The 21,994-nt window shown below is 69.7% G+C and carries 18 protein-coding genes and 1 tRNA gene; 9 read left to right on the top strand and 10 right to left on the bottom strand.

Annotation, left to right across the window (positions count from 1 at the left end; genetic code table 11):
- Positions 1 to 20: 20 nt before the first annotated feature.
- Positions 21 to 500, top strand: coding sequence for a hypothetical protein (locus tag ACI2JZ_RS01220; protein ID WP_404596277.1), 480 nt, complete (start codon positions 21 to 23; stop codon positions 498 to 500).
- Here ACI2JZ_RS01220 and ACI2JZ_RS01215 read toward each other — a convergent pair.
- Positions 446 to 1,351, bottom strand: a complete 906-nt coding sequence (locus ACI2JZ_RS01215) for a heme o synthase (RefSeq protein ID WP_404596767.1) — start codon at positions 1,349 to 1,351, stop codon at positions 446 to 448. The genes ACI2JZ_RS01220 and ACI2JZ_RS01215 overlap by 55 nt on opposite strands.
- Positions 1,352 to 1,567: 216 nt before the next feature.
- Between ACI2JZ_RS01215 and tkt the strand changes: the two genes are divergently transcribed.
- The 6 genes from tkt to pgl are packed head-to-tail and all read left to right on the top strand — an operon-like array spanning position 1,568 to position 9,684.
- A complete protein-coding gene (gene tkt / locus ACI2JZ_RS01210) occupies positions 1,568 to 3,679 on the top strand; it encodes a transketolase (protein WP_404596766.1) in 2,112 nt (703 codons plus the stop codon).
- Positions 3,676 to 4,788 carry a transaldolase gene (gene tal / locus ACI2JZ_RS01205; RefSeq protein WP_247622254.1) on the top strand — a complete coding sequence of 371 codons (1,113 nt, stop codon included), beginning with the start codon at positions 3,676 to 3,678 and terminating at the stop codon, positions 4,786 to 4,788. Before tkt ends, tal begins: the two co-directional genes overlap by 4 nt.
- Positions 4,785 to 6,392, top strand: coding sequence for a glucose-6-phosphate isomerase (locus tag ACI2JZ_RS01200; protein WP_336640209.1), 1,608 nt, complete (start codon positions 4,785 to 4,787; stop codon positions 6,390 to 6,392). Before tal ends, ACI2JZ_RS01200 begins: the two co-directional genes overlap by 4 nt.
- Positions 6,393 to 6,414: 22 nt before the next feature.
- The gene (zwf, locus tag ACI2JZ_RS01195; protein WP_247622252.1) at positions 6,415 to 7,965 is read left to right on the top strand and encodes a glucose-6-phosphate dehydrogenase; all 1,551 of its coding nucleotides are present in this window, start codon (positions 6,415 to 6,417) and stop codon (positions 7,963 to 7,965) included.
- A complete protein-coding gene (locus ACI2JZ_RS01190) occupies positions 7,962 to 8,897 on the top strand; it encodes a glucose-6-phosphate dehydrogenase assembly protein OpcA (RefSeq protein WP_247622251.1) in 936 nt (311 codons plus the stop codon). The genes zwf and ACI2JZ_RS01190 overlap by 4 nt, the downstream gene beginning before the upstream one ends.
- Before the next feature lie 4 nt (positions 8,898 to 8,901).
- A complete protein-coding gene (pgl, locus tag ACI2JZ_RS01185; RefSeq protein WP_247622250.1) occupies positions 8,902 to 9,684 on the top strand; it encodes a 6-phosphogluconolactonase in 783 nt (260 codons plus the stop codon).
- A gap of 21 nt (positions 9,685 to 9,705) precedes the next feature.
- Here pgl and ACI2JZ_RS01180 read toward each other — a convergent pair whose 3' ends face one another.
- Positions 9,706 to 10,737 (bottom strand): DMT family transporter, encoded by a 1,032-nt coding sequence (locus ACI2JZ_RS01180; protein WP_404596276.1) that lies wholly within the window; start codon positions 10,735 to 10,737, stop codon positions 9,706 to 9,708.
- Between the two features lie 57 nt (positions 10,738 to 10,794).
- On the opposite strand from ACI2JZ_RS01180, the gene def reads away from it, so the two are divergent.
- Together def and ACI2JZ_RS01170 are read left to right on the top strand one after the other, a co-directional pair.
- Positions 10,795 to 11,361, top strand: a complete 567-nt coding sequence (gene def, locus ACI2JZ_RS01175; protein ID WP_247956316.1) for a peptide deformylase — start codon at positions 10,795 to 10,797, stop codon at positions 11,359 to 11,361.
- Positions 11,362 to 11,369: 8 nt separating this feature from the next.
- Positions 11,370 to 11,858: a hypothetical protein gene (locus ACI2JZ_RS01170; RefSeq protein WP_404596275.1), complete on the top strand. Its 489-nt coding sequence runs from the start codon at positions 11,370 to 11,372 to the stop codon at positions 11,856 to 11,858.
- Here the strand turns inward: ACI2JZ_RS01170 and ACI2JZ_RS01165 are convergent.
- From ACI2JZ_RS01165 to dusB, 8 genes are all read right to left on the bottom strand, one after another.
- On the bottom strand, positions 11,817 to 13,955 hold the full coding sequence (locus ACI2JZ_RS01165; protein ID WP_404596274.1) for a heavy metal translocating P-type ATPase: 2,139 nt from the start codon (positions 13,953 to 13,955) through the stop codon (positions 11,817 to 11,819). The two genes, ACI2JZ_RS01170 and ACI2JZ_RS01165, sit on opposite strands and share 42 nt — an antisense overlap.
- The gene (locus tag ACI2JZ_RS01160; protein ID WP_404596273.1) at positions 13,952 to 16,195 is read right to left on the bottom strand and encodes a heavy metal translocating P-type ATPase; all 2,244 of its coding nucleotides are present in this window, start codon (positions 16,193 to 16,195) and stop codon (positions 13,952 to 13,954) included. The genes ACI2JZ_RS01165 and ACI2JZ_RS01160 overlap by 4 nt, the downstream gene beginning before the upstream one ends.
- The gene (locus ACI2JZ_RS01155; protein ID WP_247622244.1) at positions 16,195 to 16,407 is read right to left on the bottom strand and encodes a heavy-metal-associated domain-containing protein; all 213 of its coding nucleotides are present in this window, start codon (positions 16,405 to 16,407) and stop codon (positions 16,195 to 16,197) included. Before ACI2JZ_RS01155 ends, ACI2JZ_RS01160 begins: the two co-directional genes overlap by 1 nt.
- Positions 16,408 to 16,589: 182 nt before the next feature.
- Positions 16,590 to 16,665 (bottom strand) — tRNA-Asn (locus ACI2JZ_RS01150).
- Between the two features lie 97 nt (positions 16,666 to 16,762).
- The gene (locus tag ACI2JZ_RS01145) at positions 16,763 to 17,536 is read right to left on the bottom strand and encodes an ATP-binding cassette domain-containing protein (RefSeq protein WP_247622243.1); all 774 of its coding nucleotides are present in this window, start codon (positions 17,534 to 17,536) and stop codon (positions 16,763 to 16,765) included.
- A gap of 37 nt (positions 17,537 to 17,573) precedes the next feature.
- Positions 17,574 to 19,436 (bottom strand): DNA primase, encoded by a 1,863-nt coding sequence (dnaG, locus tag ACI2JZ_RS01140; RefSeq protein WP_404596272.1) that lies wholly within the window; start codon positions 19,434 to 19,436, stop codon positions 17,574 to 17,576.
- Positions 19,436 to 20,827 carry a deoxyguanosinetriphosphate triphosphohydrolase gene (locus ACI2JZ_RS01135; protein ID WP_247632053.1) on the bottom strand — a complete coding sequence of 464 codons (1,392 nt, stop codon included), beginning with the start codon at positions 20,825 to 20,827 and terminating at the stop codon, positions 19,436 to 19,438. The genes dnaG and ACI2JZ_RS01135 overlap by 1 nt, the downstream gene beginning before the upstream one ends.
- A complete protein-coding gene (dusB, locus tag ACI2JZ_RS01130; RefSeq protein WP_402784921.1) occupies positions 20,820 to 21,974 on the bottom strand; it encodes a tRNA dihydrouridine synthase DusB in 1,155 nt (384 codons plus the stop codon). The genes ACI2JZ_RS01135 and dusB overlap by 8 nt, the downstream gene beginning before the upstream one ends.
- Positions 21,975 to 21,994 lie beyond the last annotated feature (20 nt).

The following is a 21,994-nucleotide window of genomic DNA, read 5'->3' as shown; positions in this document are numbered from 1 at the left end:
CGTCCGTGATCGTGGTCGGCATGAACAAGTCACTGACACGCAGCATCGGATTCTGGCTGCTCCTCGTGCTCGCACTCGCCTCGACCGCGGTGGGTGGGTGGCTCATCTCCGGGCAGATCGGGACGATGACCACGACGCTCCTCGACAACACCGCGACGGGCGTCGACGTCTACGTCGGTCAGTCGCTGGTCGTCGTCGGCTCCGCCCTGCTCGGCGCGGGCGTGCTCGGCATCCTCCTCGCCGTCGCCCTCGTCGCCGTGCAGTCGCTGATCCCCGCGGCGACGCCCGTCGTCGTCGAGCCGATCGACTGGACGGCCGAGGCCGATGACACGACCGCTCCGGTGGGCGACGCGACGGTCACGGCCGTCGACGAAGAGACCTCAGCGGATGGGACCCTCGGCACTCCGGTGAACGACGACGTCGAGGCGGATGCCGAGACCGACGATCAGAAGGGCAGCAGCGGGTCGACCGCGACCGCGACGAAGATCAACGTCAAGTAGGTGATCGAGGCGTGGAAGACTCGCATCGGCCGCGCCTCGGTCCCCCGCACCGCACGGTTGTACAGGCGGTGCGACTCGTAGATGAACCATCCTCCGAAGACCAGGGCCGACACCGTGTAGACGAGGCCCATGTTCGCGATCGGCACCAGCAACAGAGAACAGGCCAGCGTCGCCCAGGCGTAGAGGATGACCTGGAGTCCGACCTGCGAGGCGTTGCGCGTCACGCCGAGCATGGGCACGTCGACGTCGTCGTAGTCATCGCGGTACTTCATCGACAGCGGCCAGTAGTGCGGCGGAGTCCACAGGAAGATCAGCAGGAACAGGATGAACGCGGGCCAGTCGAGCGATCCGGTCACGGCCGCCCAGCCGATCAGCACCGGGAAGCACCCGGCGATCCCGCCCCAGACGATGTTCTGCTCGGTGCGGCGCTTGAGGAGCATCGTGTAGATCACGACGTAGAAGAAGATCGCGAAGGCCGAGAGGGCGGCCGCGAGCCAGTTCGTGGTGACCAGCAGCCAGACCGTCGAGAGCACCGCGAGGGTCCAGGAGAACACCAGCGCGCCGCGCGGCGTGACCTCGCCCGTCACGAGCGGGCGGTTCTCGGTACGGTGCATGTGCGCGTCGATGTCGCGGTCGAGGTACATGTTGAACGCCGCGGCGGAGCCGGCGCTCATCGCGCCGCCGATCACGGTCGCCAGCACCAGCCACAGATCGGGCATGCCGCCGTACGCCAGGAACATCACCGGCACGGTCGACACGAGGAGCAGCTCGAGGACGCGCGGCTTGGTGAGGGCGACGTACGCCTTCACCGTGCGACCGATGGACCGCTTCCCCACGGTCTGATCAGACATCGTCGAGATCTCGATCGCCTCCTCCACACGCGTCATGACAACCCTTCCAGTCTAGGGCACGCGGCGGGGCGGACTCGGAGCGTAAGACGGGGTCTGGGGTCGGACCCACCCCGCTATGCTGAAAACACTCGCGCCCGGCGCTGTGCACACTCTCCGTGACGATGCGGAGGCGCAGGGAATACGGGCGCCCTCGAAACTGTCGGAAAGGGCATGAACGTGTCGGAATTGCAGTGGGATGAGATCGATCGGCGCGCGGTGGACACCGCTCGCCTCCTGGCGGCGGACGCCGTGGAGAAGGTCGGAAACGGGCACCCCGGCACGGCCATGAGCCTCGCTCCTGCCGCCTACCTCCTCTACCAGCGCGTGCTGCGGCACGACCCGACCGACACCGACTGGCTCGGTCGCGACCGCTTCATCCTCTCGGTCGGACACTCCTCGCTCACGCAGTACGTGCAGCTCTACCTCGGCGGCTTCGGCCTCGAGCTCGACGACCTGAAGGCGCTCCGCACCTGGGGCTCGCTCACGCCGGGACACCCCGAGTACGGTCACACCAAGGGCGTCGAGATCACCACCGGTCCCCTGGGTCAGGGCCTCGCGTCGGCCGTGGGCTTCGCCTACGCCGCCCGTTACGAGCGCGGCCTGTTCGACCCCGAGGCGGCAGCGGGCACCAGCCCGTTCGACCACTTCGTCTACGTCATCGCCGGTGACGGCGACCTGCAGGAAGGCGTCACGAGCGAGGCCTCCTCGCTCGCGGGCCACCAGCAGCTCGGCAACCTCATCGCCATCTACGACTCGAACCAGATCTCCATCGAGGACGACACCAACGTCGCCTTCACGGAAGACGTCGCGAAGCGCTACGAGGCTTACGGCTGGCAGGTGCAGACGGTCGACTGGAAGAAGACCGGCGAGTACGTCGAGGACGTCGCCGAGCTGAACGCGGCCATCGACGCCGCGAAGGGCGAGACCTCCAAGCCCTCGCTCATCATCCTCAAGACGATCATCGGCTGGCCGTCGCCCGGCAAGCAGAACTCCGGCAAGATCCACGGTTCGGCACTCGGCGCCGACGAGCTCGCCGCCACCAAGAAGGTCCTCGGCTTCGACGCCGAGGAGACGTTCGTCGTCGCCGACGACGTCCTCGCGCACACCCGCGGTCTCGCCGACCGCGCCGCCGGCATCCGTGCCGAGTGGCAGGAGTCCTTCGACGCCTGGGCCGCGGCGAACCCCGAGCGCAAGCAGCTCCTCGACCGCCTCGAGGCGGGAGAACTGCCCACCGACATCCAGAACGCCCTGCCGGTCTTCGAGGCCGGCAAGGACGTCTCGACCCGTGCGGCCTCCGGCCAGGTCATCAACGCCCTCGCCGCCGAACTCCCCGAGCTCTGGGGCGGATCGGCCGACCTCGCCGAGTCGAACCTCACGACGATCAAGGGCGCCCCGTCGTTCATCCCGGCCGAGTGGTCCACCCACGAGTGGTCGGGCAGCCCGTACGGCCGCGTGCTGCACTTCGGCATCCGCGAGCACGCCATGGGCGCGATCGTCAACGGCATCGTGCTGCATGGGAAGACGCGCGCCTTCGGCGGTACGTTCCTCATCTTCAGCGACTACATGCGCCCCGCCGTGCGTCTGGCCGCGCTCATGAACGTGCCCAGCGTCTTCGTCTGGACCCACGACTCCGTCGCGCTCGGCGAGGACGGACCGACGCACCAGCCGATCGAGCAGCTCGCGACACTGCGCGCCATCCCGAACCTCGCGGTGGTGCGCCCCGCCGACGCGAACGAGACCTCGGCCGCCTGGCTCGAGATCCTGCGTCGCCAGGCGGGTCCGGCCGGCATCGCCCTCACCCGTCAGAACATCCCGGTGTTCGAGCGCGGCGAGGGTGACGCGGAAGGCGAGGTCTTCGCCTCGGCCGACCGCACCGCCCGCGGTGCCTACGTGCTGGCGGAAGCCGCGAACGGCACGCCGGACGTCATCATCGTCGCCACCGGATCCGAGGTGCAGCTCGCCGTCGAGGCCCGCTCCGCACTCGCCTCCGAGGGAATCGGCGTGCGCGTCGTGTCGGCCCCCTCGCTCGAGTGGTTCGACGAGCAGGACGAGGCGTACCGCGAGAGCGTGCTCCCCGCCGCCGTCACCGCGCGCGTGTCGGTCGAGGCCGGCTCCGTGCTCACGTGGCGCGGCATCGTCGGCGACCGCGGACGTTCGGTCGGCATCGACCACTTCGGCGCATCCGCCGACTACAAGACCCTGTTCCAGAAGTTCGGTATCACCACGGAGGCCGTGATCGCGGCCGCTCGCGAGACCATCGCCGCACACAGCACCAAGGAGAACGCATGAGCACCCCCACCGCACAGCTCGCCGCCGCCGGCGTCAGCATCTGGCTCGACGACCTCTCGCGCACCCGCATCTCCTCCGGCAACCTCGCCGAGCTGATCGAGACGCGCAACGTCGTCGGTGTCACCACGAACCCGACGATCTTCGCCAACGCGCTCACCGACAAGAGCAACACGTCGTACGACGCCCAGGTCACCGAGCTCGCCGCCTCCGGCGCCTCCGCCGAGGAGGCCGTGTTCGCGGCCACCACGCAGGACGTCGCCGCCGCACTCGACGTGTTCCGTCCGGTGTGGGAGGCCTCGAACCACGTCGACGGCCGCGTGTCGATCGAGGTCTCCCCCGACCTCGCTCACGACACCGACGGCACCGTCGCGTCGGCCAAGGAGCTGTGGAGCAAGATCGACCGCCCCAACCTCCTCGTCAAGATCCCCGCGACGAAGGCGGGCCTGCCGGCGATCACCGAGGCGATCGCCGCGGGCATCAGCGTCAACGTCACCCTGATCTTCAGCCTCGAGCGCTACGAAGAGGTCATCGACGCCTACCTCGCGGGCCTCGAGCGCGCGCAGGCGGCGGACATCGACCTCGCCGGAATCCACTCGGTCGCCTCGTTCTTCGTGTCGCGCGTCGACACCGAGACCGACAAGCGCCTCGACGCGATCGGCACCGATCAGGCGAAGGCCCTCAAGAGCAAGGCCGGCCTCGCCAACGCGCGTCTGGCTTACGAGCTGTTCGAGAAGAAGTTCGCCGAGAAGCGCGCGCAGGATCTCCTCGCCGCCGGCGCGAACCTGCAGCGCCCCCTCTGGGCCTCCACCGGCGTCAAGGACCCCTCGCTGCCCGACACGCTCTACGTGACCGAGCTCGTCGCGGCCGGCGTCGTGAACACGATGCCGGAGAAGACGCTCGAGGCGACCTTCGACCACGCCGTCGTCACCGGTGACACCATCACGGGCGGTTACGCCGAGGCGCACGCCGTCTTCGACGCACTGGCGGAGGTCGGAATCGACCTCGTCGACGTCACCCAGGTGCTGGAGGACGAGGGCGTCGCGAAGTTCATCGACTCCTGGCACGACCTGCTCGCACAGGTCGCCGAGACGCTGGAGGCACAGCGATGACCTTCGGCATCCACGCCTCCGGCGACGCTCGCGTCGCGATCGACGAGGTCGTCCCCGCACTCGTGCGCGACCTGGTCGCCTCGCGGATCACCGGCGGAGACCCGACCCTCTGGGGCCCGGCGGCCGAGGCCGAGGCCTCCATCCGTCTGGGCTGGGTCGAGGCCGTCTCGGTCTCGCGTCCGCTCGTCGACGAGATCGTCGCACTCCGCGAACAGCTCGCCTCGAAGGGCGTCGACCGCGTCGTCCTCGCGGGCATGGGCGGATCGTCGCTCGCCCCCGAGGTGATCGCTCAGACCGCGGGCAAGCCGCTCACTATCCTCGACTCGACGGCCCCGGGCCAGGTGCTCGCGGCCCTCGACGAAGGACTCGCCGACACCGTGCTCGTCGTCTCCTCGAAGTCGGGCTCGACCGTCGAGACCGACTCCCAGCGCCGCACGTTCGAGGCCGCCTTCCGCGACCTCGGCATCGACCCGCTGGAGCGCATCGTCGTCGTCACCGACCCGGGCTCCCCGCTCGACGTCTCGGCGCGCGAGACCGGCTACCGCGTGTTCAACGCCGACCCGAACGTCGGCGGACGCTACTCCGCGCTGACCGCGTTCGGCCTCGTGCCGTCCGGCCTCGCGGGCGTCGACATCGACGAGCTCCTGAACGAGGCCGAGGCCTCGCTGCTCGAGGTCGCGGTCGACTCGGCCGAGAACCCTGCACTGCGCCTCGGCGCGGCCATCGCCGCGACCAATCCCCGCCGCGACAAGCTCGGCCTCATCACCGACGGCACCCACATCAAGGGCCTGCCGGACTGGATCGAGCAGCTGATCGCCGAGTCCACGGGCAAGGACGGCACGGGAATCCTCCCCGTCGTGCTGCTGCCGGTCTCCCCCGAGCTCGATTCGAAGCCCGCCGACCTCCAGATCGTCCGTCTCGTCGACGACGCCAACGAGTTCCACCTGCACGAGCGTCACGAGGGCGAGATCCTCGTCAGCGGCTCGCTCGGCGCGCAGCTCATCGTCTGGGAGTACGCCACCGCGATCGCCGGCCATCTGCTGCGGATCAACCCGTTCGACCAGCCCGATGTCGAGTCGGCGAAGGTCGCGGCCCGCGGTCTTCTCGACGCGCGCCCGGAGCCGACCGCTCCGGCGTTCACCGAGAACGGCGTCGAGGTGCGCGTGTCCGACCCGGCTCTCGCCGTCTCGGGCACCGTCGAAGGTGTGCTGGACGCCCTGTGGGCGCAGCTCGCCGAAGACGGCTACGTCTCGATCCAGGCCTACGTCAACCGCCTCGAGGTCCCGCAGCTGCAGGGTCTCCGCGAGCTCGTCGCCGCCGACTCCGGTCGCCCGACGACGTTCGGCTGGGGACCGCGTTTCCTGCACTCCACCGGTCAGTACCACAAGGGAGGCCCCGCCCAGGGCGTCTTCCTGCAGATCCTCGAGCGCACCGACGTCGATCTCGAGATCCCGGAGCGACCGTTCACGTTCGGCCAGCTCATCGAGGCTCAGGCTGCCGGCGACGCCGCAGTCCTGGCCGAGCACGGTCGCCCCGTCGTCTCCCTGACGATCACCGACTCGTCGGCCGACGTGCTCACCCTCTTCGAAGCCGCACAGAAGTAGTCAGCAGGAGAATCCCCCACCGATGTCTGTTCCCCTCTCGCGCGGGCACAACCCGCTGCGCGATCCCGATGACCGCCGTCTCAACAGGATCGCCGGGCCCAGCGCCCTGGTGATCTTCGGCGTCACCGGAGATCTGTCTCGCAAGAAGCTCATGCCGGCGGTCTACGACCTCGCCAACCGCGGTCTGCTCCCGCCCGGCTTCGCACTCGTCGGGTTCGCCCGACGCGATTGGGAGGACCAGGACTTCGCCCAGGTCGTCTACGAGGCCGTCAAGCAGCACGCGCGCACGCCGTTCCGAGAGGAGACGTGGGCGCAGCTGCTGCAGGGCATCCGGTTCGTCTCGGGCGAGTTCGACAACCCCGAGTCGTTCCAGAAGCTGAAGGACACCGTCGACCAGCTCGACGTCGAACGCGGCACCATGGGCAACCACGCCTACTACCTGTCGATCCCGCCGAAGGACTTCCCGCTCGTCGCGAAGCAGCTGAAGGACTCGGGACTGGTCGGGGAGGATGCCGACGAGGATTCGCGCTGGCGGCGCGTGGTGATCGAGAAGCCGTTCGGGCACGACCTGGACTCCGCGCGTGCACTCAACGCCGCGCTCGAGGTCGCGTTCCCTGCCGACTCGATCTTCCGCATCGACCACTACTTGGGCAAGGAGACGGTGCAGAACATCCTCGCTCTGCGCTTCGCCAACGAACTCTACGAGCCGATCTGGAACCGCAACTACGTCGACCACGTGCAGATCACGATGGCCGAGGACATCGGCGTCGGCGGCCGTGCGGGGTACTACGACGGGATCGGCGCCGCGCGCGACGTCATCCAGAACCACCTGCTCCAGCTGCTCGCGCTCACTGCGATGGAGGAGCCCATCAGCCTCTCCGCCGAGCATCTGCGCGCCGAGAAGGAGAAGGTCCTCGCGGCGGTGCACGTACCGGACGACCTCTCGCAGGCGACCGCGCGCGGCCAGTACGCGGGTGGATGGCAGGGCGGCGAGAAGGTCACCGGCTTCCTCGACGAGGAGGGCATGAACCCCGAGTCGACCACCGAGACGTACGCCGCGATCAAGCTCGAGATCGACACGCGCCGCTGGTCGGGTGTGCCGTTCTACCTGCGCACCGGCAAGCGTCTGGGCCGCCGCGTCACCGAGATCGCCGTGGTCTTCAACCGCGCTCCGCAGCACCTGTTCGGACGCGGCAACGCCTCGGAGCTCGGTCAGAACGCACTGGTCATCCGCGTGCAGCCCGACGAGGGCGTCACGATCCGCTTCGGCTCGAAGGTGCCGGGCAGCGGGTCGAACGTGCGCGACGTGACGATGGACTTCGGATACGGCCACGCCTTCACCGAGGCCAGCCCCGAGGCCTACGAGCGCCTCATCCTCGACGTCCTGCTGGGCGATCCGCCGCTGTTCCCGCGGCACGAGGAGGTCGAACTCTCGTGGAAGATCCTCGACCCCGTCGAGAAGTTCTGGGCGTCCGAGGGCGGCCCGGTTGAGCAGTACGCACCCGGTTCGTGGGGTCCGGCATCCGCCGACGCCCTGCTGGCCCGCGACGGACGAGTCTGGAGACGACCGTGATCATCGACCTTCCCGACACGACCGTCAGCCAGGTCGCCAAGCAACTCGTGAAGGTGCGCGAAGAGGGCGGCGCCGTCGCCCTCGGCCGCGTGCTGACCCTCGTGATCTCGGCCCGCAACGGCGTCGCCGAGGCGGCCATCGACGCGGCCAACGACGCATCGCGCGAGCACCCGATGCGCGTCATCGTGCTCACCACGGGCGAGGGCGAGTCCCGTCTCGACGCCCAGATCCGCGTCGGCGGGGATGCCGGAGCGAGCGAGGTCGTCGTCCTGCACGCTTACGGCGACGCCGCGAGCAACGAGGAGAGCCTCATCACGGGCCTGCTGCTGCCGGATGCTCCGGTCGTGGCCTGGTGGCCGGAAGAGGCACCGACCTCTCCGTCGTCGTCGCCGCTGGGCCGGATCGCCCAGCGCCGGATCACGGATGCCGCGACCGCGCACGACGTGCGCGACCGCCTCGCGCTGCTCGGCAAGACCCACGCCCCGGGTGACACCGACCTCGCGTGGACCCGTCTGACGCACTGGCGCGAGCAGCTCGCGGCCGTGCTCGATCAGCCGCCGTTCGAGCCGATCACCGCGATCGAGGTCCGCGGCGCCGCCGCCTCCCCGTCGACCGCGCTGCTGGCCGCCTGGCTGCAGCTCGCTCTCGAGGTTCCGGTCCGCTGGTTCTCCGAACAGCCGGAGATCTGGCACGACGGCATCCGTTCCGTGCGGCTGACCCGCGAGTCGGGCGACATCCTGCTCGAACGCCCGTCGCCCGGCGTCGCCCAGCTCACGCAGCCCGATCAGCCGAACCATGACCTGCACCTCCCCCGGCGCACCCTTCGCGAATGCCTCGCCGAGGAGCTGCGCCGCCTGGATCCCGACCTCCTGTACGGTCGAGTGATCACCGAGGGCTGGGAGAAGCTGGGCCCGCCCGAGACAGGAGAGTGACGACGTGAGCGACGCAACGTCCGCAGAGAAGCGGGTCGTGGTCGAGGCCACCCCCACCGACGTGGCCGCACGGGTCGCCGACCGTTTCCTGACGCGCCTGCGCGCCCGTACCGTCAACGGTCGCGTCGCCCACGTCGCCCTCACGGGCGGTTCGATGGGCGGCGCGGTCCTGACGGCGACGCGCGAGGACCCGCGGGCCGCGTCGATCGACTGGTCGCTCGTGCACTTCTGGTGGGGCGACGAGCGCTTCGTGCCGCGCGACGACGCCGATCGCAACGCACTCCAGTCGCGCAACGCGCTGCTCGACCACATCCCGGTACCGCCCGAGAACATCCACGAGGTCGCCGGCTCCGATGACGGCCTCACCCTCGACGAGGCGGCGGCCGCGTACGCCGCCGAGCTCGCGCGCTTCGGCACCGACGAGAACCCGTGGCCCGCGTTCGCGGTGTGCTTCCTGGGGGTCGGGCCCGACGGACACATCGCCTCGCTCTTCCCCGATCGCGAAGAGGTCACGGTGACGGATGCGGCCGCTCTCCCCGTGCGCAACTCGCCGAAGCCTCCGCCCGAGCGCGTCACGCTGACGCGTCCGGTCATCAACACCTCGAAGCGCGTCTGGTTGGTGCTCACGGGCGCCGACAAGGCGTCGGCGCTGGGCCTGGCCCTCGCCGGTGCGAGCTACACGAGTGTTCCGGTCGCCGGTGCCCGCGGGCGCAAGCGCACGGTGTTCTTCGTCGACGAGGCCGCGGCCTCCGAGGTCTCGCCGGATCTCATCGATCAGGCGTACTGATCGGGCGGACCGAGAACCGCTCTACGGACGATCCGTCTCCTCGGACCCCGGTGCCTGCTCGGCGCCGGGGTTCGTCGTTGCGGTACCGCCGTCGCTGCCGCGCGTGATGCCGATCTCCTGGCTCTCGCTGAGCACCTGCGGGTGGTAGCGGGCGAGGTTGACCACGCCGTAGACCGCGATGGCCCCGGCGACGCCGTAGATCACGAGCGCCCATGGCGGTGCAGCGGCCGCCTCGCCGAGGATCACCATTCCGATGAGCACGGCGATGAGCGGGTCGACGACCGTGAGGCCGGCGATGACGAGGTCGGGCGGGCCGGAGCTGTAGGCGGTCTGCACGAAGTACGCCCCGACCGCCGCGGCCGCGACGAGGGCGATGACGCAGATCGCGGTGATCCACTCGAACTGCCCCGCCTCGATGCGCTTGATGACGACCTTCGCCAGGGTGGCGACGAAGCCGTAGAGAACACCGGCGCCGATCACGTAGAACAGGGCGCGCATGCGGTGCCGCAATACGAGCCAGCAGGCGCCGAGCACGATGATCACGACGAGGAGGATCGCGAGGATCACGAACAGTTCGCGATCCTGCACCTCGCGCTCGGTGGCGAACAGCGCGGCGAAGAAGACGAACAGGAAGATGCCGCCGACACAGCAGATGATCGCGGTGATGGACTTCTTCGTCGGCGAGTGCCCGGAGATGCGGGCGTTCAGCAGTGTCGTGATCACCAGCGCGATGGCGCCGAGCGGCTGCACGACCATGAGCGGAGCGCGCACGAGAGCGGCGAGCTGGCACACGATCGCCAGGCCCAGCATCAGGGTGCCGATGATCCAGGAGGGGCGTGTGAGCAGCCGGCGGAGCTGGTCGAAGCTGAGGCCCGACGTCCCCTGCGAACCGCTCAGGCGCTCGACCTTCTCGACGCCGCGGTGCTGGTACTGCGCGCCGAGCGACATGAACACCGCACCGGCCAGCGCGAGCGGGATGCCGAGGAGCAGCCCGGGGTTCTGGAAGACACCGACGAGCTGCTCGCCGACGTCTTCTACCGAGTTCACTTCCACACCCCTGCGCTCACCCTACGACCCTACCCGTCGCAGTGCGCCCAGTAGGGTTGTGACGTGGCTGTACTTCCGATTCGCATCATGGGCGACCCCGTCCTGCACTCCCCCGCTTCTCCCGTCGACGAGATCACCGATGAGATCCGCACCCTCGTCGCCGACATGTTCGAGACGATGGACATCGCTCCGGGTGTCGGCTTGGCCGCACCGCAGGTCGGCGTCGCCCTGCGCATCTACACCTACTCGTACGTCGATGACGACGATCAGCCCTGGCGCGGCGTGATCATCAATCCGGAGCTCTGGATCACTCCGATCGAGCCCGGCTCCCCCGATCCCGACCTGGAGTCCGAGGGATGCCTGTCGTTCCCGGGCGAGCGCTTCCCGCTGCGCCGCTCCGAGCACGTCCGGGTCACCGGCATCGACCTCGAGGGCGCACCGGTGTCGATCGCGGTCGACGGATGGCGCGCACGCATCATGCAGCACGAGTTCGACCACCTCGACGGCATCCTCTACGTGGACCGCCTGTCGGACGGCGACTGGAAGACCGCGCAGAAGATCGCCCGTAAGCGCGGCTGGGGCCGTCCCGGCGCCAGCTGGCTGCCCGGCGTCGACGACCTGGAAGGCTGAGGGCGCACATGATCCGGCGTACACACCGCGGCCTCGCCGCGCTCGCACTCACGGCGACTCTCTCGCTCACCCTGCTCGGATGCAGCAGTTCGGACGAACGCGAACGCGATTCCGGGACGGGTCAGGTGACGGAGGAGGCCACCATCGACATCGTCGCCCTCGAGCTCGGCGACTGCATGATGGACGCCCCCAGCGGGCTGCGCGAAGACATCGACGTGGTTCCCTGCACGGAGCCGCACGACCAGGAGGTCTTCCACGAGATCACCATGCCCGACGGCGACTTCTCGGAGACCGACATCGACGCGGCGAGCATGGAGTGCATCGGAGAGCCCTACACGGCGTTCATCGGTCTCGAGAAGGCCGAGTCGGTGTTCGAGGTGTTCCCCCTCATCCCGAGCGAGACCTCGTGGGACGAGCACGACGACCGGACCATCCAGTGCGTGATCTTCGACCCCTCAGGCCCCGTGACCGGCACGCTCGCGGGAGCTTCCCGCTAGAACGTCGCGGTCGTCGGGTCGGAGGTCGAGCCGGCGCAGGAGCTGGGCGTTGAGCGCGACGACGACCGTCGACAGCGACATCAGCACCGCACCCACCGACATCGGCAGCACGAACCCGATCGGCGCCAGCACACCCGCGGCCAGAGGCACGGAGAGCAGGTTGTATCCGGCCGCCCACCAGAGGTTCTGCGACATCTTGCGGTAGGTCGCACGCGACAGCTCGATCACGGACATGACGGCGCGGGGATCGGAGCTGGCCAGGATCACCCCGGCCGAAGCGATCGCCACGTCGGTGCCCGCGCCGATCGCGATCCCGACGTCCGCCTGTGCCAGCGCGGGAGCATCGTTCACGCCGTCGCCCACCATCGCGACGATCCTGCCCTCCCGCTGCAGCTCCGCGACCTTCGCCGACTTGTCCTCCGGACGCACCCCCGCGAACACACGTCGGATGCCGAGCTCCGCGGCGACGGCATCCGCGACCGCCTGCGCATCTCCGGTGATCATGACGACCTCCACGCCGCGACGACGCAGGTCGTCGACCGCGGTACGGGACTCGGCGCGCACCTCATCGGCCAGCGCGAATGCGCCGATCACCGTACCGTCGACCACCGCGTGCAGGATGATCGCGCCCGTCGCCCGCCATGTCTCGGCGACGGGCAGCTCGTGCGCTCCGATCTCATCGAGCAGCTTCGGACCGCCCACGCGCACATCGGCACCGTCGACGGTCGCCCGGACCCCGACCGCCGGCGACGACGAGAAGCCGACGGCCGACGGGGTGTCGAGTCCACGCTCCTCCGCCGCGCGGACGATCGCCCGGGCGAGGGGGTGCTCGCTGTCACCCTCCGCCGACGCCGCCACTGCGAGCACACGGGCCGGATCGACTCCGTCGGCCGCCGCGATGTCGGTGACGACCGGCTCGCCGCGCGTCAGCGTTCCGGTCTTGTCGAACAGCACCGTGTCGACGGTGCGCATGCGCTCGAGCGCCAACCGGTCCTTCACCAGGATGCCCGCGCGAGCGGCCCGTTCGGTCGCGATCGAGACCACGAGTGGGATCGCCAGACCCAGGGCGTGCGGGCAGGCGATCACGAGGACCGTGATCGAGCGCACGACGGCGGCATCGACGTCGCCGACGGCCGACCATACCACGGCGGTCACCGCCGCCGAGATCAGGGCGAACCAGAAGAGCAGCGCCGCCGCACGGTCGGCGAGCCGCTGAGCGTGCGAGGTGGAGTTCTGCGCATCCTCGACGAGTCGACGGATGCCGGCCAGCGCCGTGTCGTCACCGACCGCCGTGATCTCGACGCGGAGGCCCGAATCGGTCGCCACGGTGCCCGCCGTGACGATGTCGCCGGGCGTACGGGTCACGGGACGCGACTCCCCGGTGATCATCGACTCGTCCATCGCCGCGCTGCCGTCGACGATCCGGCCGTCGGCGGGTACCCGCGCGCCGGGACGCACGACGACGAGATCGCCCACGCGGAGTTCGTCGGGCGGCACGCGCACGGTGCGCTCGCCCTCGATGCGTTCGGCCTCGTCCGGCAGGAGCGCGGCCAGCGAGTCGAGCGCCGACGTCGTCTGCGCGAGTGAGCGCATCTCGATCCAGTGACCGAGCAGCATGATCACGATGAGGAGGGCGAGCTCCCACCAGAACTCCAGCTCGTGATGCAGCACCCCGAGCGTCGCTCCCCACGAGGCGAAGAAGGCGACCGTGATCGCGAGGGCGATCAACAGCATCATGCCGGGGCGTCGCGCGCGCAGTTCGCCGACGGCGCCCTGGAGGAACGGCCTGCCGCCCCACACGTACATCACCGAACCGATCACCGGGGCGACGAAACGCACCGGGCCGTCGGGGATCTCGTAGCCGATGATCATCGCGAACATCGGGGAGAGCAGCACGACGGGGACCGCGAGCACCAGGTTGATCCAGAAGAGTCGCCGGAACTGGCCCACGTGGTCGCCGTGGCCGGAATGACCGGCGTGGCCGGAGTGTCCGGCGTGCTCGGGGTGTCCGGAATGGTCGTCGACTTTCGCCTGGCCTCCGTGGGGTGGCACCTCGTGCTCGTTCTCCGGGTGCGCGTGTGGGTGCGTCTCGCTCATCGATCTCTCCGCTCGTCGCGTGCGCCACTGCGGAATCCGCGCAGGCGCAGACTGTTGCCGACCACGAACACGCTCGACAACGCCATCGCGGCGCCGGCCAGCATCGGGTTCAGCAGTCCGAGGGCGGCGACCGGGATCGCCGCCACGTTGTACGCGAAGGCCCAGAACAGGTTCGTCCGGATCGTGCGCAGGGTGCGGCGCGACAGGCGGATCGCGTCGACGGCGCTGCGCAGATCCCCGCGGACCAGCGTGATGTCGGATGCCTCGATCGCGGCATCCGTTCCCGTTCCCATCGCGATGCCGAGGTCGGCACGCGCGAGCGCAGGCGCATCGTTGACGCCGTCGCCGACCATCGCGACCGTTCGTCCCTCGCCCTGCAGCCGCGCGACGACCTCGGCCTTCTGCGCGGGGAGCACCTCGGCGATGACCTCGTCGATGCCGACCTCGCGAGCGATATGACGCGCGACGGCCGCGTTGTCGCCCGTCAGCAGCACCGGAGTGAGGCCGAGCGCCTTCAGCTGCACGACCGCTGCGGCGCTCGTCGGCCGCACGGCGTCCGCCACGACGAGCACGCCTCGGACCGCTCCGTCCCAGTCGACCGTCACGACCGTGCGCCCCGCCTCCTCATGGGAACCGTGGATGGCGTGGTCGCGCGTGCTCGTCGCTCCGGCGAACATCGCCGCGCGGCCGACGCGCACGCGATGCCCGTCCACGACGCCCTCCACTCCGATACCCGGGTGGTTGACGAAGCCGTCGACCGCCGGAAGCGTGCCCGCTTCGGCCTCCGCCGCCTGCGCGATCGCCCGTCCGATCGGATGCTCGGAGGCGGCCTCGAGGGCACCGGCGAGGCGGAGCAGTCGTGTGCGATCCGCTCCCGGCTCGACGATCACGTCCACGAGGCTCATCGCGCCCCGGGTGACCGTTCCCGTCTTGTCGAGCACGACTGTGTCGACCGCGCGCGTGGATTCGAGCACTTCGGGGCCCTTGATGAGGATCCCCAGCTGGGCTCCGCGACCGGTACCCACGAGCAGCGCGGTCGGCGTCGCCAGGCCGAGGGCGCACGGGCAGGCGATGACCAGCACCGCGACGGCCGCCGTGAATGCCATCGTGGCCGAGGCACCGACGGCGAACCAGGTGACGAGCGTGCCGAGCGCGATCACCAGAACGATCGGCACGAAGACACCCGAGATCCGATCGGCCAGGCGCTGCACCTCAGCCTTCCCGGTCTGCGCCTCCTCCACCAGTCGCGCCATCTGCGCGAGCTGGGTGTCGGCCCCGATCCGTGTCGCCCGGACGACGAGGCGGCCGCCGGCGTTCATGGTCGCGCCGGTGACGGAGTCTCCCACGGCGACCTCGACGGGCACGGACTCGCCCGTCATCATCGAGGCGTCGACGGCCGATGTACCCGAGACGACGATGCCGTCGGTCGCGATCTTCTCACCGGGGCGCACCACGAACTCGTCACCGATCCGTAGATCGTCCGCCGGGACGCGTTGCTCGACACCTCCCCGGAGCACCGCGACGTCCTTCGCTCCGAGCTCCAGCAGAGCGCGCAGCGCCGCCCCCGCACGACGCTTCGACCGCTTCTCGAAGTTGCGACCGGCGAGGATGAACATCGTCACGCCCGCCGCGACCTCGAGGTAGATCGCATCGGCGCCGTCGGACGGCGTCAGGACGAATTCGAACGGATGGGTCATGCCCGGCATGCCCGCCATGCCGAAGAACAGCGCGTAGAGCGACCAGAGGAACGCCGCGATCGTTCCCATCGACACGAGCGTGTCCATGGTCGCCGCACCGTGTCGGAGGTTCACCCAGGCCGCTCGGTGGAACGGCCACCCGCCCCACACCACGACGGGAGCCGCGAGCGTCAACGATGCCCACTGCCAGTAGGTGAACTGCAGCGCCGGGATCATCGCCATCGCGATGACGGGGACGGTCAGCGCCACGGAGACCCAGAGCCGGGTGCGCAGGCCGTCGAGCTCGGGTTCGCCCGCGGCATCGGGGTCGGCATCCTGGGCGCGGACGGGCAGCGCCGCCGTGTACCCGGCCTTCTCGATCTCGGCGATCAGGACGGCCGGGTCGTAGCCCTTCGGCGCCGCGACCGACGCCTTCTCGGTCGCGTAGTTGACCGTGGCGGTCACCCCGTCGAGCCGATTCAGCTTCTTCTCGATCCGCGTCGCGCACGACGCGCACGTCATCCCGCCGATCTCGAGGTCGACGCCGATCGCCCCGGCGGTCATCAGACGCGGACGGCCGAGTACCCGGCCTCGGATACGGCCGAGAGGATCTGCGCATCGTCGACGTCCGCAGCGGTGATGCGCAGCATCCCGGTCTGCGCGCTGACGTCGACGATCTCGACGCCCTCGATCTGCTCGACCTCCTCGCGGACCGACATCTCGCAGTGGCCGCAGGTCATCCCGGTCACCCGGTAGTCGGCGGTGGTGTCGCTCATGGGAACTCCTTCGGAGTGTTCGTGGATACCCCCTGGGGGTATTAGGTGCAACGCCACTCTACCCCTCGTATTCCCCGAGCGCACGCGAAAGCGGCCGGACGCCGTCGCCGAACGCCCGAGCGGCGAGACGAGGAGGGCCGACCGAGAAAAGGGAAAAGCCCCTCCGAAGAGGGGCTTTTCATTGGCTCCCCGGCTTGGACTCGAACCAAGAACCTGCCGGTTAACAGCCGGCTGCTCTGCCAATTGAGCTACCGAGGAATGTGCTCCGCTGCGCGGGCAACTCGACAAGCTTAGCAAACTCCGAGCGGTGCACGTGACACCGGAGGCGGTTATCGCGCTCTCGGGCGTGTCGCGCTCAGCGCCGGGAATCCGCCTCTGCGTTCGGCACCCAGAGCAGGTCCTTACCGACGCCGCGCGCGACCACGTGCCCGGCGCGCAGCATGAGCGTCTCGGCGTTGAGCTCACGGATGAAGTCGGCGTCGTTCGTGACGAGCAGAGCCGCCATCGACTGCTCCTTACGGCGGCGCGTGATCGCATCGAAGACCACCGGACGCACCTCGAGATCGAGGTTCGCGAGGATCTCGTCGGCGATGAGCACCTGCGGTTCGAGCACGAACGAACGGGCGATCGCGACGCGCTGGCGCATTCCCGCGCTCAGCTCGTAGGGGAACTTCGCCGCGGTGCCGAGGGGCAGATGCAGCTCGTCGAGCAGCGTGGCGACGCGAATCGAGAGCGCCTTGCTGTTCACGCGCTTCTCGCGCATCAGGATGGGTTCGGCAATCACCTCGTTGACCGTGAGCCGGGGCGGCAGATCGGCGCCGGCGCCCTGCGGCACGAAACCCGTGCGGTATGTGAGCACGCGGTGCTTGCGACCGGGACGCCGCGCGTCGACGCCGCAGACCTCCGCACGCCCGCCGACGACCTTCACCGAGGGATCGGTGGATCCGGCCAGCGCCGCCACGAGGCTCGACTTACCCGATCCCGTGGGACCGGCGATGCAGAGGAGCGCGCCCGGGGCGAGCGAGAACGAGACCCCGTCGACCGCACGCGTCGGAGAGCCGTGCCCGATCCGGTCGATGACCAGATCGGAGCAGTCGATGGCGTGGGTGGAGGCGTGCCTGCGGGACATGCATCCCATCCTGCCCTCCCCCGACGGCCGTGCGGGGTTACGACTCGACGAACCGCTGACGCTCGATGTCGATATCGCGCAATCGCATGCGGAGCGCACGACCGCCGTCGGAGTCGGCGGGCACCCGCTGGACCGCGCCCAGGAGCTCCTGCTTCTCGCTCTCGAGCTGCCGCATGATGAGGCGTCGCGCGAGATCGGTGGTGCTGGCCACAGCGCCCTCCTCGTTGCGCGCGGGGAAGGGCATCATGAGCAGTTCACCCGCGAGCGTGCGGTACGGCTCGCGCACGCTGTTGACGGCATCCGTCGCCCACCCCGCCCGCGTGCGGTCGGCAGCGGCGGCCACGGCCTCGCGCACGGCATCGAGGGCCGGGGTGCGCAGGGGGGCGCCGAGCGCCCGCGAGAGCAGCGGCTGGTCGATCTGGTGACCGTACTGCAGCGCTCCCATCAGCGCATCGCGCTCCACGGCGACATCGGCCGAGCGCGGCAGGCTCGCGAGCGTGACCGGTGCGATTCCGGATGCCGCTCCCTCACCCCCGCCGGACGGTACCGTCTCGCGCCGCGACGGGGCACTCTGCGAGCCGCCCCGCGCCGAGCGCTCCACCTCGGTGTGCACCTCGGTCGGATCCATGCCCAGACGGCGGGCGAGCACGCGCTCGTATCCGGGACGCAACAGGCGATCGCGGATCTCGGCCACGATCGGGGCGGCCGCGCGCAGAGCACCGACGCGCCCCTCCACCGTCGCCAGGTCGAAGCCGGCGAGCTTGCGGTCGATCGCGAACTCGAACATCGGCACCTTGGCATCCATGAGGCCGCGCACCGCGGCATCACCGCGCTGCAGCCGCAGGTCGCAGGGGTCGAGGCTGTCGGGCGCCACGGCCACGAACGTCTGCGCGTTGAAGCGGTCGTCCTCGGTGAACGCGCGCAGCGCCGCCTTCTGTCCCGCCTCGTCGCCGTCGAACGTGAACACGACCTCACCCGAGGCGTTGTCGTCGCCCATCACCCGGCGCAGCACCTTGATGTGCTCGGCGCCGAAGGCCGTTCCACAGGTCGCCACCGCGGTCGTCAGGCCGGCGAGATGGCACGCCATGACATCGGTGTATCCCTCGACGACCACGACGCGCCGCGGATCTCCGCGGGAGATGTCGCGCTTGGCGAGATCGAGACCGTAGAGCACCTGCGCCTTCTTGTAGATCGGCGTCTCGGGGGTGTTGAGATACTTCGGCCCCTGGTCGTCGTCGAAGAGCTTGCGCGCGCCGAACCCGATCGTCTGGCCCGACACATCGCGGATCGGCCAGACCAGGCGCCCGCGGAACCGGTCGTACACGCCGCGCTGCCCGGTGGAGACCAGGCCCGCGGTGCTGAGTTCCTCGCGCGTGAAGCCCTGGGCCGTCAGCGCCTTGAGCATGCCGTCCCATCCGCGCGGCGCGAAGCCCACGCCGAAGTGCGCGGCGGCACCCGCGTCGAAGCCGCGCTCGCCGAGGAACCGTCGCCCCGCCTCGGCATCCGCCGACAGCAACTGCGCCCGGAAGAACTCGGCCGCCGCGGTGTTCGCGGCATAGAGCCGGCTCCGACCGCTCGTCTCTGGAGCCGCACCGCCGTCCTCGTAGTGGAGGGTGTAACCGATGCGGCCCGCGAGGCGCTCCACCGCCTCGGTGAAGCTCACGTGGTCCATCTCGCGCAGGAACGAGTAGACGTCTCCCGACTCGCCGCACCCGAAGCAGTGGTAGTACCCCACCTGCGGGCGCACGTGGAAGCTCGGGCTCTTTTCGTCGTGGAACGGGCAGAGTCCCTTGAGCGATCCGACACCGGCGGATTTCAGCGCGACGCGCTCCCCCACGATGTCGGCGATGTTCGTGCGCGACTTGACCTCGTCGACGTCGGTCTGCCGGATGCGGGGCATCAGCGGGCCCCTTCGACGACGGTCGACCTCTCGGCGTGCGCGCGCGCCCCGGGGCGTGCGTGACGGGGGGTCCAGATGCCGACCTCGGCCGGGTCGATCTCGCCCACGAGTCGGTTGTGCCAGTCGATCGCGCTCTGGTCGGTGAGGCTGGCGATCTGGTCGACGATGACGCGGGCGCGCTGATCATCGGTGTCGGCGTCGTGGAAGTCCGCGGCGAACGCCGGTTCGAGCACATCGGCACCGGCCGACCACAGCGTGTCGGTCTGCCAGAGTGCGTCGGCGAGACGGGTGAGCACCCGGCGCTGCTCCTTGTAGACGCCCTTGCGCGCCTCGATCGTCACGATGGCCTGGCCCATGATGCCCTTGAGCACGGCGATCTCGGCCTCGACCACGCGCGGCACGACGACGTGTGCGTTGTAGCGCACCAGCGCCTTGCTGCCATAGGCCTCGCGGGTCGCCGAGACGGCCGCGCGGGCGAAGCGCCCGATCAGGTCGCTCGTCAGGTTCTTCAGACGCGCGAGCGACTGGCGGCTGCGGTCGAACGACGAGAGCCACATCGACTGCGACGAGAGACGGTAGAGCGCGTCGGCCAGCTCCTCGCGCGTGAAGTCGTACCCCACCCACTGCTGGATGCGTCCGAGCAGGGCCTCGTGCTCTGCCGGATCCGAGAGCTGGGCGACGTCGAGGTAGCCGTTGACGATCGCATCCTCGAAGTCGTGCACCGAATAGCCGATGTCGTCGGAGAGATCCATGATCTCGGCCTCGATGCAGCGCAGACGCCCGGGCGCACCCTCGCGCATCCAGCGGAAGACCGCCTCGTCCTCGGGGTACACGCCGAACTTGAGCCGGCCACCGGGGTCGGGCACCGGGCTGTCGACCGTCCACGGGTACTTGCACGTGGCGTCGAGACTCGCGCGCGTGAGGTTGAGTCCGACGGAGCGCTCGTCGTCGTCGAGCACCTTCGCCTCGAGACGGGTGAGGATGCGCAGCGACTGCGCGTTGCCCTCGAATCCGCCGATGTCCGCCGCCCATTCGTTGAGCGCACGCTCACCGTTGTGGCCGAAGGGCGGATGCCCGAGATCGTGACTGAGGCAGGCGGTGTCGACGACATCGGCCGAGACGCCCAGGGCGGTGGCGAGTTCGCGCCCCACCTGCGCCACCTCGAGCGAGTGGGTGAGGCGGTTGCGGGCGAAGTCGGCCGTGCTCGCGGGGCTCAGCACCTGCGTCTTGGCGGCGAGGCGGCGCAGGGCCGCCGAGTGCAGGACGCGGGCCCGGTCGCGGGCGAAGTCGTCGCGCTCCGAACGATGGGTCTCGGCGAAGAAACGCTCGGCGTCGCGCGGGTCGTATCCGTCGCCGCGGGGTGCGCGCGCCGGTGTGACCGCGTCACCCACCGCTGTTCTCGATCTCTGCTCCGCGCATCATCTCCGAGGCAGATGCGGCGATCTCACGCGAGTCGAGCCACTTGTCCGGAAGCGCCGGGCGCTTGGGACGGCCGGCGCGTCCGCGCTGGCCCTCGGCATCCGCTCCGGGATAGGGCGCGGTGTGATCGAGGCGTCCGAGCAGGTCGTCGATCTCGGCGAGGCTCGACGCCGTCGCGAGTCCGGTGCGGATGTCGCCTCCCACCGGGTACCCCTTGAAGTACCAGGCCACGTGCTTGCGCACGTCGCGACACCCGCGGTCCTCGTCCTCGAAGAACTCGACGAGCAGCTCGGCATGCCGGCGGAAGGCATCGGCCACGAATCCGAGGGTCGCGTCGACCGGGTGGCTCTCGGCGCCGAAGGCGGCGGCCAGTTCGCCGAAGAGCCAGGGGCGACCGAGGCATCCGCGTCCGACGACCACGCCGTCGCAGTCGGTCTCGGCCATCATGCGCACGGCGTCGTCGGCCGACCAGATGTCGCCGTTGCCGAGCACCGGGATGCTGGTGACGGCCTGCTTGAGTTCGCCGATCGCGTTCCAGTCGGCGTTGCCCGAGTAGAACTCGCTGGCGGTGCGGGCGTGCAGGGCGACCGCGGCGACACCCGCGTCTTCGGCTGCGCGCCCGGCGTCGAGGAACGTGAGGTGGTCGGGATCGATGCCCTTGCGCATCTTCACCGTGAGCGGCACGTCGCCCGCGGCCTTGACGGCCTGCGTGACGATGTCGGCGAAGAGAGAGCTCTTCCAGGGAAGGGCCGCTCCCCCGCCCTTGCGCGTCACCTTGGGAACGGGGCATCCGAAGTTCAGGTCGATGTGGTCGGCGTGATCCTCGGCGACGATGATGCGCACGGCCTCGGCGATGGTCTTCGGATCGACGCCGTAGAGCTGGATCGACCGGGGTGTCTCGCTCTCGTGATGGCGGATCAGACGCATCGTCGTCTCGTTGCGCTCGACGAGCGCGCGCGAGGTGATCATCTCGCTGACGTAGAGGCCGGCGCCGTACTCACGGCACAGACGGCGGAAGGCGGTGTTCGTGATCCCGGCCATGGGCGCGAGGACCACCGGCACGTCGAGGTCGATGGGACCGATGCGAAGCGTGCGCGCGGATGCGGTGGCGAGAGTCATGTCCTGACCATTCTCCCAGA

The sequence above is a fragment of the Microbacterium sp. NPDC087868 genome (assembly GCF_044900755.1).
Classification (GTDB): Bacteria; Actinomycetota; Actinomycetes; order Actinomycetales; family Microbacteriaceae; genus Microbacterium; species Microbacterium galbinum.
The sequence above is the reverse complement of the archived record's forward strand: the minus strand, read 5'-3'. Positions and strand labels throughout refer to the sequence as shown.

Coding starts and splice junctions, on each gene's coding strand:
- ACI2JZ_RS01160 (WP_404596273.1), bottom strand. CDS start 16,195: ATGACCGCCGGGGCGATCGGCGTCGACCTCGAGATCGGCGGGATGACG.
- ACI2JZ_RS01165 (WP_404596274.1), bottom strand. CDS start 13,955: ATGAGCGAGACGCACCCACACGCGCACCCGGAGAACGAGCACGAGGTG.
- ACI2JZ_RS01215 (WP_404596767.1), bottom strand. CDS start 1,351: ATGTCTGATCAGACCGTGGGGAAGCGGTCCATCGGTCGCACGGTGAAG.
- tal (WP_247622254.1), top strand. CDS start 3,676: ATGAGCACCCCCACCGCACAGCTCGCCGCCGCCGGCGTCAGCATCTGG.
- dusB (WP_402784921.1), bottom strand. CDS start 21,974: ATGACTCTCGCCACCGCATCCGCGCGCACGCTTCGCATCGGTCCCATC.
- zwf (WP_247622252.1), top strand. CDS start 6,415: ATGTCTGTTCCCCTCTCGCGCGGGCACAACCCGCTGCGCGATCCCGAT.
- ACI2JZ_RS01155 (WP_247622244.1), bottom strand. CDS start 16,407: ATGAGCGACACCACCGCCGACTACCGGGTGACCGGGATGACCTGCGGC.
- ACI2JZ_RS01170 (WP_404596275.1), top strand. CDS start 11,370: ATGATCCGGCGTACACACCGCGGCCTCGCCGCGCTCGCACTCACGGCG.
- ACI2JZ_RS01200 (WP_336640209.1), top strand. CDS start 4,785: ATGACCTTCGGCATCCACGCCTCCGGCGACGCTCGCGTCGCGATCGAC.
- ACI2JZ_RS01220 (WP_404596277.1), top strand. CDS start 21: ATGAACAAGTCACTGACACGCAGCATCGGATTCTGGCTGCTCCTCGTG.
- dnaG (WP_404596272.1), bottom strand. CDS start 19,436: ATGCCCCGCATCCGGCAGACCGACGTCGACGAGGTCAAGTCGCGCACG.
- ACI2JZ_RS01145 (WP_247622243.1), bottom strand. CDS start 17,536: ATGTCCCGCAGGCACGCCTCCACCCACGCCATCGACTGCTCCGATCTG.